The sequence below is a fragment of the Methylobacter sp. BBA5.1 genome (genome assembly GCF_000746145.1).
In the GTDB taxonomy this organism is placed as follows: domain Bacteria; phylum Pseudomonadota; class Gammaproteobacteria; order Methylococcales; family Methylomonadaceae; genus Methylobacter; species Methylobacter marinus.
In genome coordinates this window covers 83,537-104,409 of sequence record NZ_JQKS01000021.1, presented here as the reverse complement: position 1 = coordinate 104,409, position 20,873 = coordinate 83,537, and the positions used below count along the sequence as shown (strand labels likewise).

General features: G+C 56.2%; 20 protein-coding genes. 12 read left to right on the top strand and 8 right to left on the bottom strand.

From position 1 onward, the window contains the following. Positions 1-569: 569 nt before the first annotated feature. Genes EK22_RS14015 through EK22_RS14005 form a run of 3 tightly spaced genes read left to right on the top strand, consistent with a single transcriptional unit; the run spans position 570 to position 2,403 of the window. Positions 570-1,052: an SRPBCC family protein gene (locus tag EK22_RS14015; protein ID WP_036251988.1), complete on the top strand. Its 483-nt coding sequence runs from the start codon at positions 570-572 to the stop codon at positions 1,050-1,052. Positions 1,053-1,089: 37 nt separating this feature from the next. Beyond that, entirely contained in the window at positions 1,090-1,548 is a 459-nt protein-coding gene (locus tag EK22_RS14010; protein ID WP_036251986.1) for a PAS domain-containing protein, read from the top strand. A gap of 21 nt (positions 1,549-1,569) precedes the next feature. Continuing rightward, positions 1,570-2,403: a sterol desaturase family protein gene (locus EK22_RS14005; protein WP_036251983.1), complete on the top strand. Its 834-nt coding sequence runs from the start codon at positions 1,570-1,572 to the stop codon at positions 2,401-2,403. 29 nt (positions 2,404-2,432) lie between these two features. On the opposite strand, the gene EK22_RS14000 is transcribed toward EK22_RS14005, so the two are convergent. The 3 genes from EK22_RS14000 to EK22_RS13990 all read right to left on the bottom strand — a co-directional run bounded on the left by EK22_RS14000 (position 2,433) and on the right by EK22_RS13990 (position 4,989). Further along, positions 2,433-2,948, bottom strand: a complete 516-nt coding sequence (locus EK22_RS14000; RefSeq protein ID WP_020157394.1) for a DUF421 domain-containing protein — start codon at positions 2,946-2,948, stop codon at positions 2,433-2,435. Positions 2,949-2,951: 3 nt separating this feature from the next. After that, entirely contained in the window at positions 2,952-4,298 is a 1,347-nt protein-coding gene (locus tag EK22_RS13995) for a DUF2254 domain-containing protein (protein ID WP_020157393.1), read from the bottom strand. 133 nt (positions 4,299-4,431) lie between these two features. Continuing rightward, positions 4,432-4,989 (bottom strand): OsmC family protein, encoded by a 558-nt coding sequence (locus EK22_RS13990; RefSeq protein WP_036251981.1) that lies wholly within the window; start codon positions 4,987-4,989, stop codon positions 4,432-4,434. Positions 4,990-5,602: 613 nt separating this feature from the next. On the opposite strand from EK22_RS13990, the gene EK22_RS13985 reads away from it, so the two are divergent. From EK22_RS13985 to EK22_RS23230, 8 genes are all read left to right on the top strand, one after another. Beyond that, complete coding sequence (locus tag EK22_RS13985) at positions 5,603-6,853, top strand: ABC transporter substrate-binding protein (protein WP_235209401.1); 1,251 nt, start codon at positions 5,603-5,605, stop codon at positions 6,851-6,853. Then, on the top strand, positions 6,850-7,725 hold the full coding sequence (locus EK22_RS13980) for a carbohydrate ABC transporter permease (protein WP_020157389.1): 876 nt from the start codon (positions 6,850-6,852) through the stop codon (positions 7,723-7,725). The genes EK22_RS13985 and EK22_RS13980 overlap by 4 nt, the downstream gene beginning before the upstream one ends. Before the next feature lie 2 nt (positions 7,726-7,727). After that, complete coding sequence (locus EK22_RS13975) at positions 7,728-8,564, top strand: carbohydrate ABC transporter permease (RefSeq protein ID WP_152565111.1); 837 nt, start codon at positions 7,728-7,730, stop codon at positions 8,562-8,564. An 8-nt stretch (positions 8,565-8,572) separates the two neighbouring features. Then, a complete protein-coding gene (locus EK22_RS13970; RefSeq protein WP_036251976.1) occupies positions 8,573-9,718 on the top strand; it encodes an ABC transporter ATP-binding protein in 1,146 nt (381 codons plus the stop codon). 350 nt (positions 9,719-10,068) lie between these two features. After that, complete coding sequence (gene kaiC, locus EK22_RS13965) at positions 10,069-11,799, top strand: circadian clock protein KaiC (RefSeq protein WP_036251973.1); 1,731 nt, start codon at positions 10,069-10,071, stop codon at positions 11,797-11,799. 13 nt (positions 11,800-11,812) lie between these two features. Beyond that, positions 11,813-12,148: a circadian clock KaiB family protein gene (locus tag EK22_RS13960; RefSeq protein WP_036251971.1), complete on the top strand. Its 336-nt coding sequence runs from the start codon at positions 11,813-11,815 to the stop codon at positions 12,146-12,148. After that, positions 12,145-12,552, top strand: a complete 408-nt coding sequence (locus EK22_RS13955) for a circadian clock KaiB family protein (RefSeq protein ID WP_036251968.1) — start codon at positions 12,145-12,147, stop codon at positions 12,550-12,552. Before EK22_RS13960 ends, EK22_RS13955 begins: the two co-directional genes overlap by 4 nt. Next, positions 12,536-14,281: a hybrid sensor histidine kinase/response regulator gene (locus tag EK22_RS23230; RefSeq protein ID WP_051961909.1), complete on the top strand. Its 1,746-nt coding sequence runs from the start codon at positions 12,536-12,538 to the stop codon at positions 14,279-14,281. Before EK22_RS13955 ends, EK22_RS23230 begins: the two co-directional genes overlap by 17 nt. A 112-nt stretch (positions 14,282-14,393) precedes the next feature. Here EK22_RS23230 and nqrF read toward each other — a convergent pair whose 3' ends face one another. From nqrF to EK22_RS13925, 5 genes are all read right to left on the bottom strand, one after another. Beyond that, complete coding sequence (gene nqrF, locus EK22_RS13945) at positions 14,394-15,623, bottom strand: NADH:ubiquinone reductase (Na(+)-transporting) subunit F (protein ID WP_036251966.1); 1,230 nt, start codon at positions 15,621-15,623, stop codon at positions 14,394-14,396. A gap of 61 nt (positions 15,624-15,684) precedes the next feature. Then, the gene (gene nqrE / locus EK22_RS13940; RefSeq protein WP_036252026.1) at positions 15,685-16,293 is read right to left on the bottom strand and encodes an NADH:ubiquinone reductase (Na(+)-transporting) subunit E; all 609 of its coding nucleotides are present in this window, start codon (positions 16,291-16,293) and stop codon (positions 15,685-15,687) included. A 6-nt stretch (positions 16,294-16,299) separates the two neighbouring features. Next, positions 16,300-17,124 carry a Na(+)-translocating NADH-quinone reductase subunit C gene (locus EK22_RS13935; RefSeq protein ID WP_036251962.1) on the bottom strand — a complete coding sequence of 275 codons (825 nt, stop codon included), beginning with the start codon at positions 17,122-17,124 and terminating at the stop codon, positions 16,300-16,302. Beyond that, positions 17,111-18,310 carry an NADH:ubiquinone reductase (Na(+)-transporting) subunit B gene (locus EK22_RS13930; protein ID WP_036251960.1) on the bottom strand — a complete coding sequence of 400 codons (1,200 nt, stop codon included), beginning with the start codon at positions 18,308-18,310 and terminating at the stop codon, positions 17,111-17,113. Before EK22_RS13930 ends, EK22_RS13935 begins: the two co-directional genes overlap by 14 nt. Continuing rightward, on the bottom strand, positions 18,307-19,671 hold the full coding sequence (locus EK22_RS13925; protein ID WP_036251957.1) for a Na(+)-translocating NADH-quinone reductase subunit A: 1,365 nt from the start codon (positions 19,669-19,671) through the stop codon (positions 18,307-18,309). Before EK22_RS13925 ends, EK22_RS13930 begins: the two co-directional genes overlap by 4 nt. A gap of 517 nt (positions 19,672-20,188) precedes the next feature. On the opposite strand from EK22_RS13925, the gene EK22_RS13920 reads away from it, so the two are divergent. Beyond that, the gene (locus tag EK22_RS13920; RefSeq protein ID WP_027146968.1) at positions 20,189-20,824 is read left to right on the top strand and encodes an MEDS domain-containing protein; all 636 of its coding nucleotides are present in this window, start codon (positions 20,189-20,191) and stop codon (positions 20,822-20,824) included. Positions 20,825-20,873: the final 49 nt, after the last annotated feature.

The following is a 20,873-nucleotide window of genomic DNA, read 5'->3' as shown; positions in this document are numbered from 1 at the left end:
ATTCCTGAGCCAGCTTTTTATCCCATCAGCCTTTATCCATACATCGATGGCAGCATAACTTTAACGTAATAACTGATGTTACGCTCGGACGATTTCATCCCGTTTGCCGCGCCGAGCACCGCAGCCTTCGCCGAGACAAATCGGGCGATAGCCGATTTGCACGACATAGTCGCCTGTTAAGGCGAAAAACAGGGATGTTTTTCGTGAAATCCGATTAAACCAAACCGTCGCGCTGGCGACGCTTAGCTAAGTAATGGGCATGGAATAATTCAGGGAATTGTAGGTGCGAATGAATTCGCACCTACACCGGAAATTCATCCGCGCACTTGAGGAAGTTATTTTATGCGCGTTCCTAAACCGATCTGAATTCAACCTACTGCATAACATCAGGTAATAATCAGAACAGCGATTGTTTATGCTGAATTCCCGGAACTGATTATGCGCTGTAGCACTCGTTACTGGTAATGAATAGCAATGCTCATAGTCGGTCTAATAAGGTTGTTATTGGTGCTTTCAGGTAAAAATATTATTTAAGTTGAGCGATTCGCTCAGTTGTGAGGGGGAATTCCATGAGAATCAAGTTTCCATTTGATTCATCCAGGCCGGTCGCCGGCGAAGCCAGCATTGAAATCGACAAGCCAATTCACGATGTTTTTTCGTTCATCGGGGAGCATTTTTTCGACAACTATCCCAAATGGGCGCAAGAAGTTGTTGAATTTGAGCCCCTGGACGGCAAACAGGTTTTTGTCGGCGCCAAAGCCAAACAAGTACGCAAGGACAGCGGCGCGGAGGTCGAGTCGGTTTTTGAAATTACCGATTATCAACCGTTTATCAAACTGATTTTTCAAGGCTTGACCGCGCCCTACAAGCACAGCTATTTACTGGCTAGTGGTGAACAAGCACAACCTACGCACCTGACCTTTCGCTTTGAATTACGGGAACTTGAAGTTTTTATGCGTCCGTTTGAAAAACTGATACGGGTCGCCATTGAAGATGGGGCGGAAAACACAGTTGAGAATATCAAAAATTTAATCGTCGCCGAATGCAACTAACTCGACTGGCTGTTATCAGAAATACTGGAGTTTAATCATGGTTTTTATCGTTGAAAAAGACAGCGGGCTTATTCCGCAAGTGCTGTCCGCTATTTTGGATGAATGTGTTAACGGCATAACGTTGGCCGATCCGGACCTGGACGACATGCCGATCGTTTATGCGAATAAGGCGTTTGAACGCTTAACCGGTTATAGCCAGGCGGAGATCATCGGCCATAATTGCCGATTTCTGCAAGGCGATGATAGAGATCAGGATGCGCGCTATCAAATTGCCGAAGCGATCAAAAATCATCAAGCTGTTGAAGTGACCATACGAAACTATAAAAAAGACGGCACATTGTTTCATAATCGTTTAAAAATCATTCCGCTATTCGATAAAAAACAGCGGGTTATTTACTATCTGGGTGTCCAGTACGATATAACCAGTCAGGTTGAAGCAGACAATGAAATCAAAGCCTTGACCGGTTTATTAAACGCCACGCCTAACAAATCATGACGTTTTTATGAAGGTGAATTTATGAATGCAGCGGTAAATATCAAGGGTGACGGCGACCTGCTTTTTAATGAAGCCTTGTTTGGTCTTGCTATCCTCGCTTTTGTTTTGTTGCTAGTCGTTGAGAAGATTAAACCTTACCGGCACTTTTCCGCCAAGGCTTATAAAGAATCGATAGTGACCAATACCAAGGCGTTTCTGTTTAACAATCTGGTTTTGACGGTAGTAAGGGCGTCATCACTGTTTCTTGTCGCGCAACAGTTTGCGTCTTACGGACTATTGAGCAGCATGGAAAATGGTCCGCTGAAATGGTTATTGGCTTTCGCTTTTTTTGATCTGGCCATTTACCTTTGGCACGTGGCGAGCCATAAATATGAGTGGCTGTGGCGGTTTCATAAAGTGCATCACAGCGATAAGAGCTTTAATGTGTCCACCGGCTTCCGCTTTCATGTGATCGATTTATTGCTGGAAATCGTCTATAAATCGATATTTGTTGTCGTCATTGGCGTCAATGCCTATTTAGTATTGTCCATCGAGATTATCGAGCTATTGTTCATATTCTTCCATCATGCCAATATCCGGGTGCCCAAGGAAGATCTGATTTCGCAATTCATTATTACGTCATCACTTCATCGGGCGCATCATTCGACCTTGCGTAAGGAGCATGACAGTAACTATGGCATTGTTCTATCGATCTGGGACCGCATGTTCGGCACGCGAAAAGAGCTGGTGCCTGAACATATCGGTCTGGATCTGATTGAAGCTGAAAATTTTATCCAACTGTTTTCGCTGGCGTTTATTACCGAACGCAAAATCCGGCAATTATTAGGCTGGATTCCAAAGGGCAGAAAACCGTGAAAGTCTGCCGTGTCGAAAGGCCGGGCCGCTCATTCGCCGCGCTGCGAGACACCTTTTAGTGATGTAAGCGCCTGACCTTCCTGACTTTGCAGGACGGTCAGGCTGCCGTCGGTTTCCAGTATAACGGCGGCGACGGATTCCATGCTCGGCATGCCCTGCGAGCGCACGGCGGCGCGGACTTCGTCTTCAGTGACGCGCTCGCGTCGCAGCGCCCCATGAAGAAAGTGTCCGCCGGAAAACAGCAGCGACGGCTCGGCTTTGACCAGCTTCGCCACGCGCTGCGAGCGTACCGACAGCCACGTGATGATGTATTGCAGGCCGATCAATAGCGCGAAGGCGGCAATGCCCTCGGCGAGGGCGGTGTTTCTGGACAACAGCACCGTCGCCAGCGTGGAGCCGAGCGCCACCGTCACGATTAGGTCGAAAGCGTTCATCTTCGACAGCGTGCGCTTGCCTGAAATGCGTAATAAAAACACCAGGGCCAGATACGCCAGAATACCGACGATAACGACGCGCAGCAAGCCGGTCCAATCATTGAAAAACATGGTTTATTCCTCCTTGGCAGGATTTTTTGTCAGGGCGCGCAGGGTCTTCTGCAGGCAATCGGCCACGCGCCGCCGATCGGTTTCGTTGATGATTTGCGCGGCATCCTCGCCGATGAGCCGGGCGTGCTGCATTAACGCGATGCGGTCCAGGTCACGGTGCAGATCAGGCGCTATTTCGATCATGATTCCGAGCAGGCGCTGCATCACATCGGGATTGCTGGCGCCGTAAAGGCGAATCGGATCGAAAGCGGCGTGTACCAATTCCTCGAAATCAAGCGCGCTGGCAATCACGCGCAACCGGCCGTCTTCATCCTGGCGCAAGGGAACTGGCAGTTCGCGTTTTGCCACGCCGCGCAACGACGCGCCCAGCCAGTCGATGCAGGTCAGGGCGGTAAAGGGTTCGTTAATGCCCGGCGAAAGGGCGTGGGCCGCGATTTCAACCAACTGCTGCACCACATACAGCGCGTCCTGATACGGCGTGCGGTGCGAGCCCAGGCTAAAGCAGGCACGCAAATCGGCCTCGATGTCATCGGTCATGTGCGAGGACGGCAACACGCGCAACAACGGTTCATCGCCGGTTATAAAAGCGCCGGGGCGCTTGACCAGTTTCAGTATCAGGTCGTGTCTGGTCGCCAGACTCATCAGCTGATCGTCATCCACGCCCTGTAAATAGCCGTTCTCGGATGCTGCCACAATATGCGCGGTTTGCCATTGGCTTTCGTCAGGCAATTGAAGCGGATTCGCATCCTCGCTTTGCGGCTGCCCGATTTCTTCGGGAAACAGGACCGGCAGCAATTTTTGAAACTCCCTGCCGACATCGGCGATCAGCTTTTCGGCCTGAATGCTCTGCGAGACATGGTGAATGAAATAGATCAGCACCGCCAGCGATGTCAGCGCCAGCAGCATGCCGATATTCACCGAGAGATATGGCACGAAGGCCGATTCCTCGACCGAGTGCTCCGTGCGCACGGTTCGCAGCACCAGCAGTGAGTAGACAAAGGTGGCGATATAGGTGCCGAGCGTGAATTGCACGCCGCGGTCGGAAGTGAAATTACGCAGCACGCGCGGCCCGAAATGCGATGACGTCTGCGCCAGCGTCGTCACGGTCAGCGAAAACACAATGGAAACCACGGTCATGATAGAGCCGGCGACGACCGACAAAACGCTGCGCGCGCCATCGGCTCCGCCTGACCATACCCAGCCCATGTCCTGCACCCAATCGCTGCCGAGGGCATGATCGATGGCGACGCTGCCGAGCGCCGCGCCGGTCGCGAGCAGCGCCATCAGCGCCGGCAGAAACCAGAACGAGTCGCTCAGAGTGTCGCGGATCTTGATCAGTTGCAGTTTCATGAAGAGCGCTCTTTTCGACTGAACGGGGCTTACAGATTACGAGGCGGGCGGGGCTGGAGGTAGATGGGAACCTCCGTATTTATGCCACTACGATGGTCTGGATTTTTTCGCTCGATGCCGGTCAGGATGTTCATTACTTTTCGAGCTGAACGGAGACCGGTATCGGCTTGGCAATGCTGTTGAAAACCGGGGAATATTTTTGCGCCATCTTGACGAGCTCCGCCTTCTGGTCCTCGGTAATATCCGCCTCGATTTTGAAGTACGCCCGGATATTCTTATAACCGACGGGAACCTCTTCCGATATGCCCAGAAAGCCGCTAAGGTCCAAGTCGCCCTCGTATCGGGAGGCCACTTTTTTGATTTCGATGCCCCGAGCCGCCGCATGTGCGACAAGGCTGGTCGTCAGACACCCGGACAGGGCCACGAGCAGATATTCCACGGGATTCGCGCCCAGGTTCCGGCCGCAAAGAACGGGGGGCTCGTCTATCTCAAAAGTCAATGGTTCCCGCGAGTCATCTTCCTTTAGAGCACCATAGAAGTCCTTGACGGTCGCACGATTGTGGGTGCCGTCGACCCAAGTATTGGCGGCACGAAATTTGAACTGGGCAATTTCGGGGTTATCCTTAATCTGTTCTATGGTGTTGAATAACTGGTCTACATTTATGCCATTGATTATCTGTTCCTGTGCCATCTTGATGTCCTCTTTAGACTATATGGTTGCGCGAGTATTGGGTTAGAAAATCGTTGGCCCATGGTCTAACGTACCGCATGGCCGGATACGCGCGGGGTGCCGGATAATCCGCACCCCGACTGGATGCGATAGTTATTGGGGTTGAATTTTCGCCGTTATAGCGGCCATTATTCATTTTCTGGGCTGGATTGCTATCCGTAGCGTCACGGATAGACCCGCCAGTACATTACGCGCTCTAGCGATTGGCCGGTTGATATCGGTGCTTTTCGGCGAGTCTGTTTTTTTACTTGAATTTAAGGAAAATTTAATCCGAAAATCATAGAGGCTTATGCGTGGCATCAAATTGAACCTATGAAAATGTGATAGAGTTCATACATAAGAATCCAAATATCCGGCTGCCGCTCTAGCCTGAATATTTCACCACGAAGAACACGAAGGACACGAAGGCTTTTCAATTCAAATATTTGCCTATGTTTCCGTAGTAATTTATGAAGTCATGGGAAGAAAATGGCAACAACTTGATTTTCTTCGTGTTCTCTGTGGTTATTATGAAATATCCGGGCTAGCTTGCTGATTTCATGGGTTGCAGCCGTTATTGCCGAATGGAGAGAGGATGCGACACCGTAGACTGATGATCTGGTGGCTTCAAGCCATCGCGCTGTCATTGCTGTTAAGCGCCTGTTCCGGACGTGAGGAAACGGGGCCGCCGGTTTTGAACTGGTATGTGTTCGACGAAAAATCCGGCGCCTTTCGGGATGCCGTTCGCCTGTGCACGGCACGGGCCGATGGCCGTTACCGGATCAGGATCACGCCGCTGCCGGCCGATGCCGATCAGCAGCGCGAGCAGCTGGTCCGGCGCCTGGCGGCCCGGGACCGGGATATCGATATCGTCGGCATGGACGTCATCTGGACAGCCGAATTCGCCCAGGCCGGCTGGATTCTGCCCTGGCGTGAGGCACAAGCGGCCGAGGCCATAACGGGCATGCTGCCGGCCGCCGTTAAAAGCGCCGTGTATCAGGGCCGGCTCTGGGCCGTGCCTTTCACGACCAATGCCCAGCTGCTCTGGTACCGCAAGGACAAGGTGGACAGGCCGGCTACCTGGGACGAGCTGATCGATGCCGCCGAGGCGTTCGACGTGCCCGGCACGCTACAGGTGCAGGGGCAGCGCTACGAGGGCCTGACGGTGTTCTTTATCTCGCTGCTGGCTTCGGCGGGCGGCGCCGTGCTGGATCATGACGATACCGAAGTCTCCCTGGAACCGGTGCCGACCCGGCGGGCGCTTGAACTGCTGAAACGAATCGGCAATTCGCCCGCGGCCGATCCGGCGCTGTCCACGGCGCGGGAAGACCAAAGCCGGCTGGCCTTCGAAACCGGCAAGCCTGTGTTCATGGTGAACTATTCCTATGTCTGGCCCAGCGCCCGCCAGAATGCGCCGGCCGTCGCCGGGCAGATGGGATGGATGCGCTGGCCGGCGGTTGTGGACGGCTTGCCGGGCCGGGTAACGATCGGCGGCATCAACCTCGGCATCGGCGCCTATACGCGGCATGCCGGCATGGCATTCGAGGCCGCCCGGTGCCTGGCTTCGGAACCCAATCAGATCAATGCCGCCCAAAAAGGCGGTCTGCCGCCGACCATCGAAGCACTGTATCAGACGCCCGAAGTCAGGGCGCGGTTTCCCATGGCCGATACCTTGCTGGCGACGCTGCAAGATGCCGTGCAGCGGCCCCGAACGCCGTTTTATTATGATCTTTCCCTGGCCATCAGCCACACGCTGCACCCGCTCAAGGACATCGATCCCGACGCCGATGCGATCCGGTTGCGCGAGGCGGTCGGCCGGGCGCTGAAATCGGAGGGCTTGTTTTGAAGGCGCGCGGCAATGCCGAACGGCGTCTGGCCTGGCTGTTGTGCGCGCCGGCCGTGACGGCGATGCTGCTGGTCACGGCCTACCCGATTCTGTATGCGTTCTGGCTGTCATTGTTCCGCTACGACCTGCGCTTTCCGCAGCACCGGCAATTCGTCGGACTGGACAATTATGTCAGCGTGCTGAGCTCCGAAATCTGGTGGAAATCAGTGGTGAACACGTTGATCATCACGGCCGGCTCGGTGGCCGTGGAACTGGTGCTGGGCATGCTGCTGGCGCTGTTGATGTTCAGGGCCACGCTCGGCCGCCGCACGATCCGGACCGTGATCCTGATTCCCTACGGCATGATCACGGTCGTGTCGGCGCTGGCCTGGAAATTCGCCTTCGATCCGACCACGGGCTTCGTCAACGCGCTGCTGAATCTCGACAATGCCTGGCTGACCGAGCGCTGGTCGGCCTTCTTCGTGATCATCTTCACCGAAATCTGGAAAACGACGCCGTTCATGGCGTTGCTGCTGCTGGCCGGGCTGACGCTGATTCCGCGGGATCTGATCAGTGCGGCCCGCGTCGACGGCGCCTCGGCCTGGCAGCGGTTCGTGCACGTTACGCTGCCGCTGATGAAACCGACGATCATGGTCGCGCTGCTGTTCCGGACCCTGGACGCCTTCCGCATTTTCGATACCGTGTACGTGCAGACGCGCGGCGCCGGGAATACCGAAACCGTGTCCCTGGTCGGCTATAACGTGCTGATAGCGAGGCTCAACCTGGGGTTGGGATCGGCCGTGTCGGTGCTGATCTTTATCGGCGTGCTGATTATCGCCTTGCTGTTCCTTAAAGGTTTCGGCACGCCATTGACGCGACAGCAAGGAGAATGACGATGGATAACAGACAAAACCGGCTGGAGGCGCTGCTTTGGAGCGGTTTTGGCCTGCTGGTCCTGGGATACGCCCTGATTCCGGTGCTGTGGATTCTGTCGCTGTCGCTGAAATGGCCCGCCGATCTGAACGACCGGCGCCTGATCCCGGCCCGCATCAGTTTCGATAACTACCGGGCCGTGTTCGAGGATGCCCAGTTTCCGGCGGCCTTGTGGAACTCCTTCGGCATCGCGCTGCTGGCGACCGGGCTGTCGATCTTGCTGGCGATGTTTGCCGCCTATGCCATCGTGCGCCTGCGGTTTGCCGGCAAAAAGCTGGTGCTGGCGGGCGTGCTGGCCATCTCGATGTTTCCGCCCGTTTCGATCATCGGCCCCTTGTTCAATCTCTGGCGCGGCATAGGGCTTTACGATACCTGGGCCGGGTTGATCATTCCTTACATGACCTTCACCCTGCCGCTGGCCATCTGGACCTTGTCGGCGTTCTTCCGCGAAATTCCCTGGGATCTGGACAAGGCCGCGCGCGTCGACGGCGCGACGCCGTTTCAGGCCTTTTTCCATGTCATTGCCCCGTTGGCGGCGCCGGGCGTGTTTACGGCCGCGATTCTGGTTTTTATCTTCGCCTGGAACGACTTCCTGTTCGCGACCTCGCTGACATCCACGAATGACGCGCGCACGGTGCCGGCCGCCATCGCCTTCTTCACGGGCAGTTCGCAGTTCGAGCAGCCGACCGGATCGATCGCCGCGGCCTCGGTGGTCGTGACCGTGCCGATCATCGTCATCGTGCTGTTATTTCAACGGCGTATCGTTGCCGGACTCACCGCCGGCGCGGTCAAAGGCTAGGAGGAGCAATGGCCGAAATCGTTCTCGACAATGTCAGCAAGCAGTTTGCCGACGGCACGCGGGTGTTAAGGAACACCAGTTTCACGATCCACGACGGCGAATTCTTTATCCTGGTCGGCCCGTCCGGCTGCGGCAAATCGACGCTGCTGAACATGATCGTCGGCCTGGACTCGGTCAGTGCCGGGGAAATCCGTGTCGACGGCCGGGTCATCAATGACCTGGACCCCAAGAATCGCAATATGGCGATGGTATTCCAGAGCTATGCGATTTATCCGCATATGACGGTGGGCGAGAATATCGGTTTCCCGCTGCGGCTGGCGGGTCTCTCCAAGGCGGAAATCACCCGAAAAGTCTGGGATGCCGCGGCACTTCTGGAACTGACCACCTTGCTGGAGCGCAAGCCGGCCAGCTTGTCCGGCGGCCAGCGCCAGCGCGTGGCCATGGGGCGCGCCCTGGTGCGCAACCCCGTGGCGTTTTTGCTGGACGAGCCGCTTTCCAACCTCGACGCGCGATTGCGCGTGCAGATGCGCGCCGAAATCGGCCGCCTGCAGAAGCGGCTCGGCACCACGATGATTTACGTGACTCATGACCAGACCGAGGCGATGACGCTGGGCGACCGCGTGGCGGTGTTAAACCAGGGCGTCGTGCAGCAGGTCGGCACGCCCCGGGAGCTGTATCAAACGCCGGCCAATCTGTTCGTCGCCGGCTTTATCGGATCGCCGGGCATGAACTTTGTGCCGGCCCGACTGGAAGGAAAGAGGCTGGCGCTGCCGTTCGGTGAAGCCGTACTGCCTGACCGGTTGGAAAAAAGCCGGCCTGGAGACGGGCCGGTCATCGCCGGTTTCCGTCCCGAAGCGGTCAGTTCGGCCGGACAGGGACACTCGCATGATCTGGCCTTTGAGGCGCGTATCGATGTGGTCGAATGGCTGGGCGCCGAGCTGTTCGTTTATTTCGATATCGCCTGGTCGGAAAAATGGGATTTGATTCTGCCGCATCTGAGCGCCATGCCGGAAAAAGGCACAACGATGTTCGTAGGCCGCCTTGATCCGTCGCTCAAGGTAAGCAAAGGCCAGACGCTCAGGTTGCAGTTGAAGCGTCAGGACATCCATCTTTTTGATGGCCGGACCGGGCGTAATCTGGCCATGATGGCATGATGCCTCCGGCGACTGAAGTCGCCCCCCACGGGTATGGCAAGCGCTATGGGGATATCTCGGGCAGGACGGAATTTGCGAACCCGTCCCTAACGGTTCAGGGATGGCTGAACATCTAATTCATGCAAAACATTTCGGACGCGGCAGGCAACATGTCCCGTCTGGTTGCAAAGATCCGGGCGCAACGCAATATTCCAGTCGTCGCCTACAATCTTGAGCCTGCCGGGCCGCATCAATAGCATCATCGAACCGCAAGCAATTGTCGCCTTTGGCGATCAGCTGTTTCTCTTGGAACTGACGGGATCCGTAAAGGATCGTATTTTATGAGTTTGATAGGTTAGAGATGAATAGACATGAGCCTAACGACGGAAAAAACAACCGACGATCTCCAGGAGCAACCTCTCGCCAAGATTCCTTCGGGCATTCGCGGCCTGGATGAGATTACCCATGGCGGCCTTCCCAAGGGACGCACCGTGCTGGTGGCGGGCGGTCCGGGTTCGGGCAAAACGCTGCTGGCCATGGAATTCCTGGTGCGCGGCATCATCGATTACGATGAGCCGGGCGTTTTTATGGCCTTCGAGGAAACCGCCCAGGAACTGAGCAGCAACATGGCTTCGCTCGGCTTCCGCGTGGACGAACTGGTTGGCAAAGGGAAAATGCTCATCGATTACATACACCTGGAGCGCAGCGAGATCGAGGAAACGGGCGAATATGACCTGGAGGGGTTGTTCGTCCGACTGGGTTACGCCATCGACTCGATCGGCGCCAAACGCGTCGTGCTCGATACGATCGAAATGCTGTTCGCCGGCCTGCCTGACGAGGGGATTCTGCGTGCGGAATTACGCCGTCTGTTCCGTTGGCTGAAGGCCCGCGGCGTTACCGCCATCATGACCGCCGAGCGCGGCAATGAGACGCTGACCCGCTATGGCATGGAGGAGTATGTCTCCGACTGTGTCATCACGCTCGACCATCGCATTTATAACCAGATCTCCACGCGTCGCCTGCGCGTGCTGAAGTATCGAGGTTCCCTCCATGGCACCAACGAATATCCGTTCCTCATTGACGAGGATGGGATCTCCATTCTGCCGATTACCTCCATGAGCCTTGAGCATACCGTTTGCAACGACCGCATTTCCACCGGCATCGAGCGTCTCGACAACATGCTCGGCGGCATGGGCATATACCGGGGCAGCAGCGTGCTGCTCAGCGGCACGGCGGGCACGGGCAAAACCACTTTCGCGGCATTTTTCGCGGACGGGGCCTGCCGCCGGGGCGAGCGTGTTCTCTATTTGCCGTTCGAGGAGGCGCCTCACCAGATCATCCGCAACATGCAGTCGGTAAGTCTCGATCTGGCGCCATGGGTAGCGCAGGGGCTGCTGCGCTACCATGCGGTGCGGCCGACAATTTATGGTCTGGAGATGCACCTGGCCAGCATCCACAAGCTGGTGGAGGAATTCCAGCCCAGCCTGGTGGTGGTCGATCCGGTCACCAACCTGATATCCGTCGGTACCCTCTCCGAGTCCGAGGCGATGCTCGCCCGCCTGATCGACTGGTTGAAAAGCCGGCGGATCAGTGCCGTGTTCACCAGCCTGACCTCGGGCGGAGGACCGCTGAAGCAGAGCCAGGTGGGTATTTCCTCGGTGATGGATACCTGGTTGATGCTCAGCACCATCGAAAGCCGCGGAGAGCGCAATCGAGGCATTCAAGTCGTGAAGTCGCGAGGCATGGCGCATTCCAACCAGATACGCGAGTTCCTTATCAATGATCAGGGCATCCGCCTGCGCGACGTCTACATCGGTCCGTCGGGAGTATTGACCGGCGCCGCCCGCTTCGCCCAGGAGGCGCGGGAAGAGGCGGAGCGTATCCTGCGCGATCAGGAGATCAAGCACCATCACAGTCAACTGGCGCATAAGCGTGCCGCCCTGGAAGCGCGGATTGATGCTCTGCGCGCGCAATTCGAGACGGAGGAGTCGGAGATCAATCTGGCGATCGCGCAGGCACAACAGCTGAAGACCCGGGCGGCAAGCGAACGTGAAGAAATGGCCCGGATACGCCATGGCGATGACGTTTCGGGCAACAAGTAGAGGAGAGCGAACCATGTCAGACAACCACGAGCATACGGCAGAAGATAAATCCGAAGACAGCGGAGAGATGTGGAAGCTGCGTCTCTACGTGGCCGGGCAGACACCCAAATCGCTGACTGCGTTCGCCAACCTGAAACGGATCTGCGAAGAGTATCTGAAAGGCCGTTATAGCGTCGAGGTGATCGACTTGCTGGAAAACCCGCAGTTGGCCGCCGGCGACCAGATCCTGGCTATCCCTACGCTGGTGCGCAATCTGCCTGAGCCGATGCGCAAGATCATCGGAGATCTATCGAACACCGAACGAGTATTGGTAGGCCTGGATCTGCGTCAACGGAAGGGGACAATATGAGTCCGCGCGATAAGACAGGGCAGGTCAGCGAACACCCTGAGCAAGCCAAAAGCGCTACCGAAGCATTTCAGGACGCGCTCCTGAATAAAGAGCAACAGTATCTGCTACGCCTTTACGTAGCCGGTACCACGGCGCTCTCGGTGCAGGCCATCGCCAATATCCGACAGGTATGTGAGCAGGAGCTGGTCGGGCGCTATGATCTGGAGGTGGTCGACATCTACCAGTCACCGGAGCGAGCGAAAGACGACAATATCGTTGCCGTTCCCACCCTGGTCAAGCAACTTCCCCGCCCGTTGCGCAAGTTGATTGGCGATCTCTCTAATTGCGAGCGCATTCTCGTGGGCCTGGACCTGCATCCGAAGCCCTCCACCAGAGCGGAGCAGAACGGTGAAATCCGGCAATGAGGCACAGCAGGAGCTGCTACTTAAAATCCAGGACCTGACGCTGCGCCTGGAGGAAGCGCAGGAGACCCTGGACGCCATCCATACCGCCACAGTGGACGCGGTGGTGGTGAATCACGACGGCAAATACCGGGTTTATACCCTGGAAGGGGTCGATACCATCTACAGACATTTGTTCGAAACGCTGAACGAGGGGATCCTCATCGTCGCCGCCGACCGAACGGTTCTTTATGCCAACCGGCGATTCGCGGACCTGACAGGCATGGCGCTGAGTAGAATCACCGGTGCCGGCCTCGAACGCTTTTGGCCCCCGGATCAGGCGGCGGATTTTGCCGCGCTCCTGGCTAGAGCGGAGGAAAGGCCGCACCGCGACAATCTGTCGCTGATCCGTGCCGACGGCAGCCGGGTGCCCGTGATGGTTTCGATCAATCCGGCCCCGCTGGAAGCCCCCGAGGCTGGCTGCGCGATCGTAGTCACGGACCTGACGGAACTGCGGCAGGCACAGGAATCCCTGCGCAAGGCCAATGAGGAACTGGAGACGCGGATCAGGGCGCGGACAGCGGATCTTCAATGCGCCAACATGGCGCTGGAAATCGAGATCGCCGAGCGTATGCGGGCGCAAGAGGCCCTGCAAAACAAGGATAGGCAAAAGGACGAGTTTCTGGCCATCCTGGCCCATGAACTGCGCAATCCTTTAGCGCCGCTCAGCAATGCCGTGCAGATTATGAAACGGCCCGATCTGGACGAAAAGCGGCTCGCCTGGTGCCATGATGTCATAGACCGCCAGATCGAACACATGGTGCGCCTGGTGGACGACCTGCTGGATGTTTCCCGCATCAGTCGCGGCAAGATCGAACTCAAGAGGGAATACCTCGAATTGTCCGCTATCATCGACAGTGCCGTCGAAAGCACCTTGCCCTTCATTGAAGCCACCGGCCACCAGTTGACGGTTTCCCTGCCCGATGAACCATTGGTTCTCAACGCCGATCCGGTGCGGCTCACTCAAGTATTCGCCAATCTGCTTAACAATGCGGCGAAATACATGAAGGCGGGCGGAGACATTTATCTTTCGGTACGAAGACAAGACACTACCGCCAGGGTGAGCGTGCGGGACACAGGTATCGGCATCCCTGCCGAGGCGCTGCTTTCGATATTCGACCTGTTTACCCAGGTCGACATTGGCGCCAGCCATGCTCAGGGCGGCCTGGGTATAGGGCTGGCCCTGGCGCGCAGCCTGGTACAGATGCACGGCGGCAGCATCGAGGTTTATAGCGCAGGTCCCGGCCAGGGCAGCGATTTTGTCGTCTATCTGCCGCTAGTGGCTGAATACCATGACGATGCCAAGGCATCGCAAGACTCGTCTGCCGGGCACCACTCCCCTCAGCGTATCCTGGTGGTGGACGATAACCGCGACGCCGCCGACAGCCTTGGCATGCTGCTGGAATCCCTGGGCGCCGAAGTGCAGGTCGTTTACGACGGGAGGACGGCGCTGGAGACTCTCAAGATCTTCACGCCGTCCATGATACTGTTGGATCTGGGCATGCCGGAGATGGACGGCTACGAGGTAGCCCGGCGGATCCGGAAGCAACCCTGCTTGCGGGATGTGGTACTGATTGCGCTGACCGGTTGGGGACAGAAGAAGGACCGCGAGCGTACCCGCATGGAGGGATTCGATCACCATCTGATCAAGCCGGTGGATATCGAGGTACTGAAGACGCTGTTGAGGTTGTAGTACGAATCTTTCGAACGGATGGCTGTAAAGTTGAATTCGTGCCTATACCCATAAAACAGCCAGGCCGCAGGCGCATCTGCCGCTGGCATTCGTCCCCGAGGCACCTGAAAATTCAAAATTTATCAAACAAAATATTCTTCGAATCGACGCCCTGATTGATCAGCATATTGACCACGGCATCGATCATCATCGGCGGACCGCACAGGTAATACTCGCAGTCTTCGGGAGCCGGGTGGTCTTTGAGATATTGATCGTACAGGATCTGGTGAATGAAGCCGACGGGGCCGGTCCAGTTGTCTTCGGGCAATGGACTGGACAGGCCGATGGCCCACTCGAAGTTGTCATGCTCCTGCGCCAGCCGGTCGAAGTCTTCGGCGTAAAATACTTCGGCCAGACTGCGGGCGCCGTACCAGTAGGATATTTTCCGGCCGCTGTGCAAGCGTTCCAGCTGGTCGAAGATATGCGAGCGCATGGGGGCCATGCCCGAGCCGCCGCCGACGAAGATCATTTCATTGTTGGTTTCCCGGGCGAAGAATTCGCCGTAGGGACCCGATAGGCTGACCCTGTCGCCGGGTTTCAGGTTGTAGATATAGGATGACACCTTGCCGGGCGGGGCGTCGGGCTTGGAGGGCGGCGGCGAGGCGATGCGGACGTTCAGCATGATGATGCCTTTTTCGCCCGGATAGTTGGCCATGGAGTAGGCGCGCATGACCGGTTCGTCGACTTTGGAAACATATTGCCACAGGTTGTATTTGTCCCATTCCGGCCGGAACCGCTCGTCGATGTCGAAATCGCTGTACCTGACGGTATGGGGCGGTACGTTGATCTGGACATAGCCGCCGGCCCGAAATTCCATGTCTTCGCCGGGCGGCAGTTCCAGGACCAGCTCCTTGATGAAGGTCGCCACGCTGCGGTTGGAGCGCACCGTGCAGTCCCAGTTGCGGATCGCGAACAGTTCCGGCGGCAGGCCGAGGCTCATGTCGTCCTTGACTGAAACTTGACACGACAGCCGGTAGTTGGCGTTGATCTGTTGCCGGTTGAGTTTGGCCCGTTCGGTGTCCAGGAGATCGCCCCCGCCTTCCTTGATCACGACCTTGCATTGTCCGCAGGTGCCCTGGCCGCCGCAGGCCGAGGGAATATAGATTTCATTGTCGGCCAGGGCATTCAGCAATTTGCCGCCCATCGGCACGGACAGGCTGAGCGCCGGATCATCGTTGATATCGATCGTGGCGTTGCCTTTGGCGACCAGCCGGTCTTTGGCCAGCATCACGACAACAGCCAGCACCAGCACGATCAACGTGAACAGGGCCATGCTGATAATGATCAGGGTGATATCGCTCATGCCGGTTCACACTGGACGGCTGAAGCCGCTCCCATATTGACTGAACGGTTCGTCTTCATGGCTACAGCTCGATGCCGGAAAACAGCATGAAGGCCATGGCCATCAAGCCGGCCGTGATGAAGGTTATGCCGAGCCCTCTGAGGCCTTCGGGTACATTGCTGTACTTCATTCTTTCGCGGATGCCGGCCAGCCCGACGATGGCCAGCGCCCAACCCGTGCCGGTGCCCAGGCCGAACACGGCGCTCTCCATAAAATTGTAATTGCGCTCAACCATGAACAGGCTGCCGCCGAGAATGGCGCAATTGACCGTAATCAGGGGCAGGAAGATGCCGAGCGCTATGTAGAGCCTGGGGATATATTTGTCCAGAAACATTTCCAGGATCTGCACGATGGCGGCAATGACGCCGATATAGCTCAACAGCCCCAGAAAGGTCAAGTCGACGCCGCGCAGTCCCAGCCAGGACAGGGCATTTTCCTTGAGCACATGCTGGTAAATGATATTGTTGATCGGCACGGTGATCGATTGCACGACAATGACGGCAATCCCTAAGCCAATGGCGGTCGACATGCGTTTGGAGACGGCCAGAAACGTGCACATGCCCAGAAAAAAAGCCAGGGCCAGATTTTCAATGAAAATGGCGGTGAGAAACAGGCTCAGGTAATGTTCCAGCATTGCTTACTCCAGCCCGCTGTTACGGGCAACATCTTCCGGTATCTGCCCTTGGTCGAGATTGTCCAGAAACGGGCCATATCCGTGTTCGCCCAGCCAGTATCTGACCAGATTATTGACGCCGCGACTGGTTATGGTCGCGCCGGAAAGGCTGGCGACTTGATGGTCGGCCTGGTCTGAGGCCGGATCGATCTCGCCGCGCGTGACTTCGATAATAACCCGGCCCTGCTCATCGTATGCCTGCTTGCCCTCCCAGCTGTTTTTCCATTGCGGGTTATCGACTTCGCCTCCCAGCCCCGGCGTTTCCTTGTGCTCGTAGAACGTGATGCCGGTGATCGTGCGCAGATCCTTATCCAATGCGATAAAGCCGTAAAGGGTGGACCACAGCCCCTTGCCGTAGACAGGCAGGACCAGTTTTTGCAACTGTTGGCCGTCCTTGACCTGATAGACTGCCATGTACTTGGGTCGCTGTTTTATCCGGGCCTGATCGTATTCCGGCGGAATGGCTTCGCCGTAATCGGGATCAAAAGCCAGCGCTTGAATATCGAAGGTCTCGAGGTTGAGTCTTTCATTGAATTTTTCCTCGTCGACGATCTCTCCGGACTGCAGGTCTATCATCAAGGGCTCGATTTTTTGTTCATAGATCGCGTCAAGATCGGCGCCTTCCTCATACAGATCGGCAACGATCAGGATATTTCTGATCCTGTCCAGGCGCTGGTTATGCTTTTGCGTGGCATGCAGCAATATCGCGGCGGCGGACACGAACAGGGAGCAGACCAGGCTAACGCCCAATACGATCTGCAGCGCATGCCGGACGCTATCCTTTTGCATCGAGCCTCCGCTGCCGTCTGCGGATATGCCGGCTGACGAATAGCTTGTCTATGGTCGGCGCAAACACGTTGCCGAATAAAATAGCCAGCATGATGCCCTCCGGGAAGCCGGGGTTGATGACTCTGACCAATACCGTCAAGGCGCCGATCAGCATTCCGTAAACATACTGGCCGGGCAGGGAATGCGCGGCCGATACCGGATCGGTGGCCATGTAAACCGTGCCGAAGGCGAATCCGCCCAGCACCAGGTGCCATTGCGGCGTGAGCTGAAACATCGGGTTCGACGCGCTGCCGAGGTAATTGAACAGCAGCGACAGGCCAGCCATGCCCAGCACGACGCCGGCCATGATGCGCCACGAGCCGACGCGGCTGACGATCAGAATGAGCGCACCGATCAGGCAGGCCAATGTCGAGGTTTCGCCCATGGAGCCGGGCATTAAGCCATAGAAGGCGTCCTGCCAGGAAACCGACAGCTCCAGCGCCGGATCGGGCAGTTCCGCCAGGGGCGTGGCCCGGCTGTAGCCGTCGACCGGCACCCAGACGGTATTGCCGGTCATTTCCCGGGGATAGGAGAAAAACAGGAAGCAGCGCCCGACCAGGGCCGGATTCAGTATGTTCATGCCGACGCCGCCGAAAATTTCCTTGCCGATCACCACGCCGAACGAGATGCCGATCATGACCTGCCACCAGGGTATGGATGGCGGCAGGATCAGCGCGAACAGCAGGCTGGTGACCAGAAACCCCTCGCTGATGGTTTGTTGCCTGACGCAGGCGAACAGCACTTCCCAGAAGCCGCCCGCGAGCACGGTGACGATATAGACCGGCAAAAAATACAGCGCGCCCAGCAGCATGTTGTCGAGCATGCTGGCCGGATCGCTGCCGGCGCCCATGAAAGTCAGCAGGGCGCCGCGCCAGCCCTGGGCATATTCGGCGCTTTGCTGTTGCAGCGCCAGGTTGGCTTGCAGGCCGGTATTGTACAAAGCCATGATCACGACCGGTATCAGCGCCACGATGACCGTGACCATCATGCGTTTCATGTCCATGGCGTCGCGCACGTGCGGGGCGTCCGTGGTAACGGTGCCGGGCGTATACAGAAAAGTGTCCACGGCCTCGTACAGCGGGCCCAGCTTCTGCCATTTTCCACCCTTGCCGAAAAGCGCCCCGAGTTTTCCGGGTTTCTCACTCATGCGTTTGCACTCCCTGAAATTTCTTCCTCGATCATTTCCAGGTTTCGGCGCAGCAGCGGCGCGAACTCCAGTTTAGACGGGCAGACAAAGGAACATAAGGCCAGATCTTCCTCGGCCAGTTCCAGGCAGCCGAGGTTTTCGGCTTCTTCGATATCCTGGACGGCCAGCGCGCGCAGTAAAAAAAGCGGCATGATATCGAGCGGCATGACGCGTTCGTAATTGCCGTTAGGGATAATGGCCCTGATATCGCCGTGCGTCGAGGTGGTGAAATCGTAGGTGCTGCCGGGGATAAATTTGGATAGCACGACATTTTTAATGGAATAGAGATGAAGGCCGGGATTCAGCCAGCCCAGGAATTCGCGCCGCCGATGTTCCGGCAACACGGAAATCTGCTGATGGTAGCGGCCCAAAAACGCCGTGGCGCCTTCGGCTTTATGGCCGGACAGTACCGAGCCGGAAATGATGCGGTTACCGTTTCTGCTCAGTTCGCCCTGGCAGTGTTCATCAAGGCAGGCGCCGATTCGGGTTCTGATCAGGCAGGGATTTTTGACGGACGGGCCGGCCAGGGACACGATGCGGTCGACATACAGCCGGCCGGTGGTGAACAGCTTGCCTACCGCGATCACATCTTGAAGACCGAGGTGCCAGACGGTTTTGCCGAGATGGACGGGATCGAGAAAATGGATATGCGTGCCGACGTTGCCGGCCGGATGGGGGCCTGAGAATTCGGCGACAGTCAGGTTCTCGATGTCCATGTCCGGCAGCCGGGTTTTCGGATGTTTGCACAGAAAGATCTTGCCCTCGGGCAAGCGGGCCAGGATGCGCACGCCGTTGACGAAGTCCTGTTCGTGGCCGGCCAGCAGCGGTTCGATGGCCGGTGCTAGCGGATTGGTATCCATGGCCGTGATAAAGAGGGAGTGAGGCACTGTTTCAGGATCTGCCGTTCTGTTGAACGGCCGTGCGCGCAGTGCCGTCCACAAACCGGACTCCAGCAGTTGCTCGATGATCTGCTGGCGGTTTAGCGAGGACAGACGGTTTTCGGCATAGGACTGGAAGCGAACTTCCTCCTCACTGTCAGTCAGTTCGATCACGACCGACAGCAAGGCGCGTTTTTCGCCGCGATTAATGGCTTTTACATAACCTGTCCCGGGCGAGGTATAGCGTACCGCCGGCATTCTTTTATCGGTGAACAATAGTTGGCCTTTAATGACCGGATCGGACTCCTTGACCGCCATTTGCGGCTTTAAACCGATACTGTCAAAACCGAGTATCGCAACGGTTTTAGGGGGGGGCGTGGTTTTGATAATCTGTTCGGGGCCGCCTTTGATGGGCAGGTCCAGGCCTTTTCTTATTTTAATCATTGAGTGATAAGTGCTGGATGGATGCAAGACTGGCACTGGTATTATTTCTTAATGGACGAGCGCGATAAATCAGTAGAACTACCTATGGATAGCGTTGCCAAATACCGCCGGGTCGGCTGATTGCCGGTGTTATTGTTAAGTGCTTCGTCGAGACTTTGAAAATTATTCGGGAACTTTCGGGTTTTGGATAAAATCTTTGTATCAATTGATGGGCAAGTCTTATATCTGGCAAGGCTTACCTGATGCTGATCAGAAAAGCCTTAGATAAATTACTCTGTTCCCGATTTGTAAAAATAGCGATATACAAAAAATTGAGAGTTGATACAATCAAATATTTAAGGTTTTGATTATAAAGCTGAGATTCAGTAATTCAGAGTTGTTAATAATAAAAAACACTAGCGATGGAGCCTGACTGATATCGTGTAATTTTTGTAATTATCCTTTTCCATTATCTAAGCGCTGTATTTCTTAATAACAAACAGACTTCGGATTTTACGGTCTTGTAGAGGTGTTTTATATGTGTCAAACCAGTCAACGGGTTTCATTTGGATTTACCGAGCAGACGTTTCCGGTAGGGATGCACATCTGCTACTTGTACAATAATGAGAACGAGCGGCGTCATATTATTGGCCGGTTTATCCAAAGCGGACTGCGTGCCGGCGAAAAAGTAGGTTATCTTGCGAATATTTCTTCCACGGATGAAATCGATAGGCAGCTCTCTCAACTAGGCATAGCGCCTCCATGTGATATTAAGCCGGAGCAACTGCTTCTGAAGCCGGCAGAGGCAACTTATTGTCCCGATGGGACTTTCAGGCCGGAGCGCATGATTGATTATTGGCGTTCCCTTTATGCCCAGACCCAGCATGAAAGCTTTTCAGGCATGCGCCTGACCGGGGTAACAAATTGGATAAACAAGGGCCTGCCCGGCATTGAACGCTGGATCGAATATGAAGCGATGCTTAACAACCTGCTGGAAGAGTTGCCTATCCATGGCATTATTTGTCAGTATGACGTCAATAAAATAGACGGCGCTACGCTTTTTGACGTGCTGAATGTGCACCCGATGATGATCGTGGCCGGTCAGATTGTGCATAATCCTTATTTCCAGCAACCTCAAAACCATCATGAGCTGACCCCCGCGATACAAGCATAGATTTTATCGGTTATTCCCCCGTTAGCTGATGGTATTTCCCTATGGCACA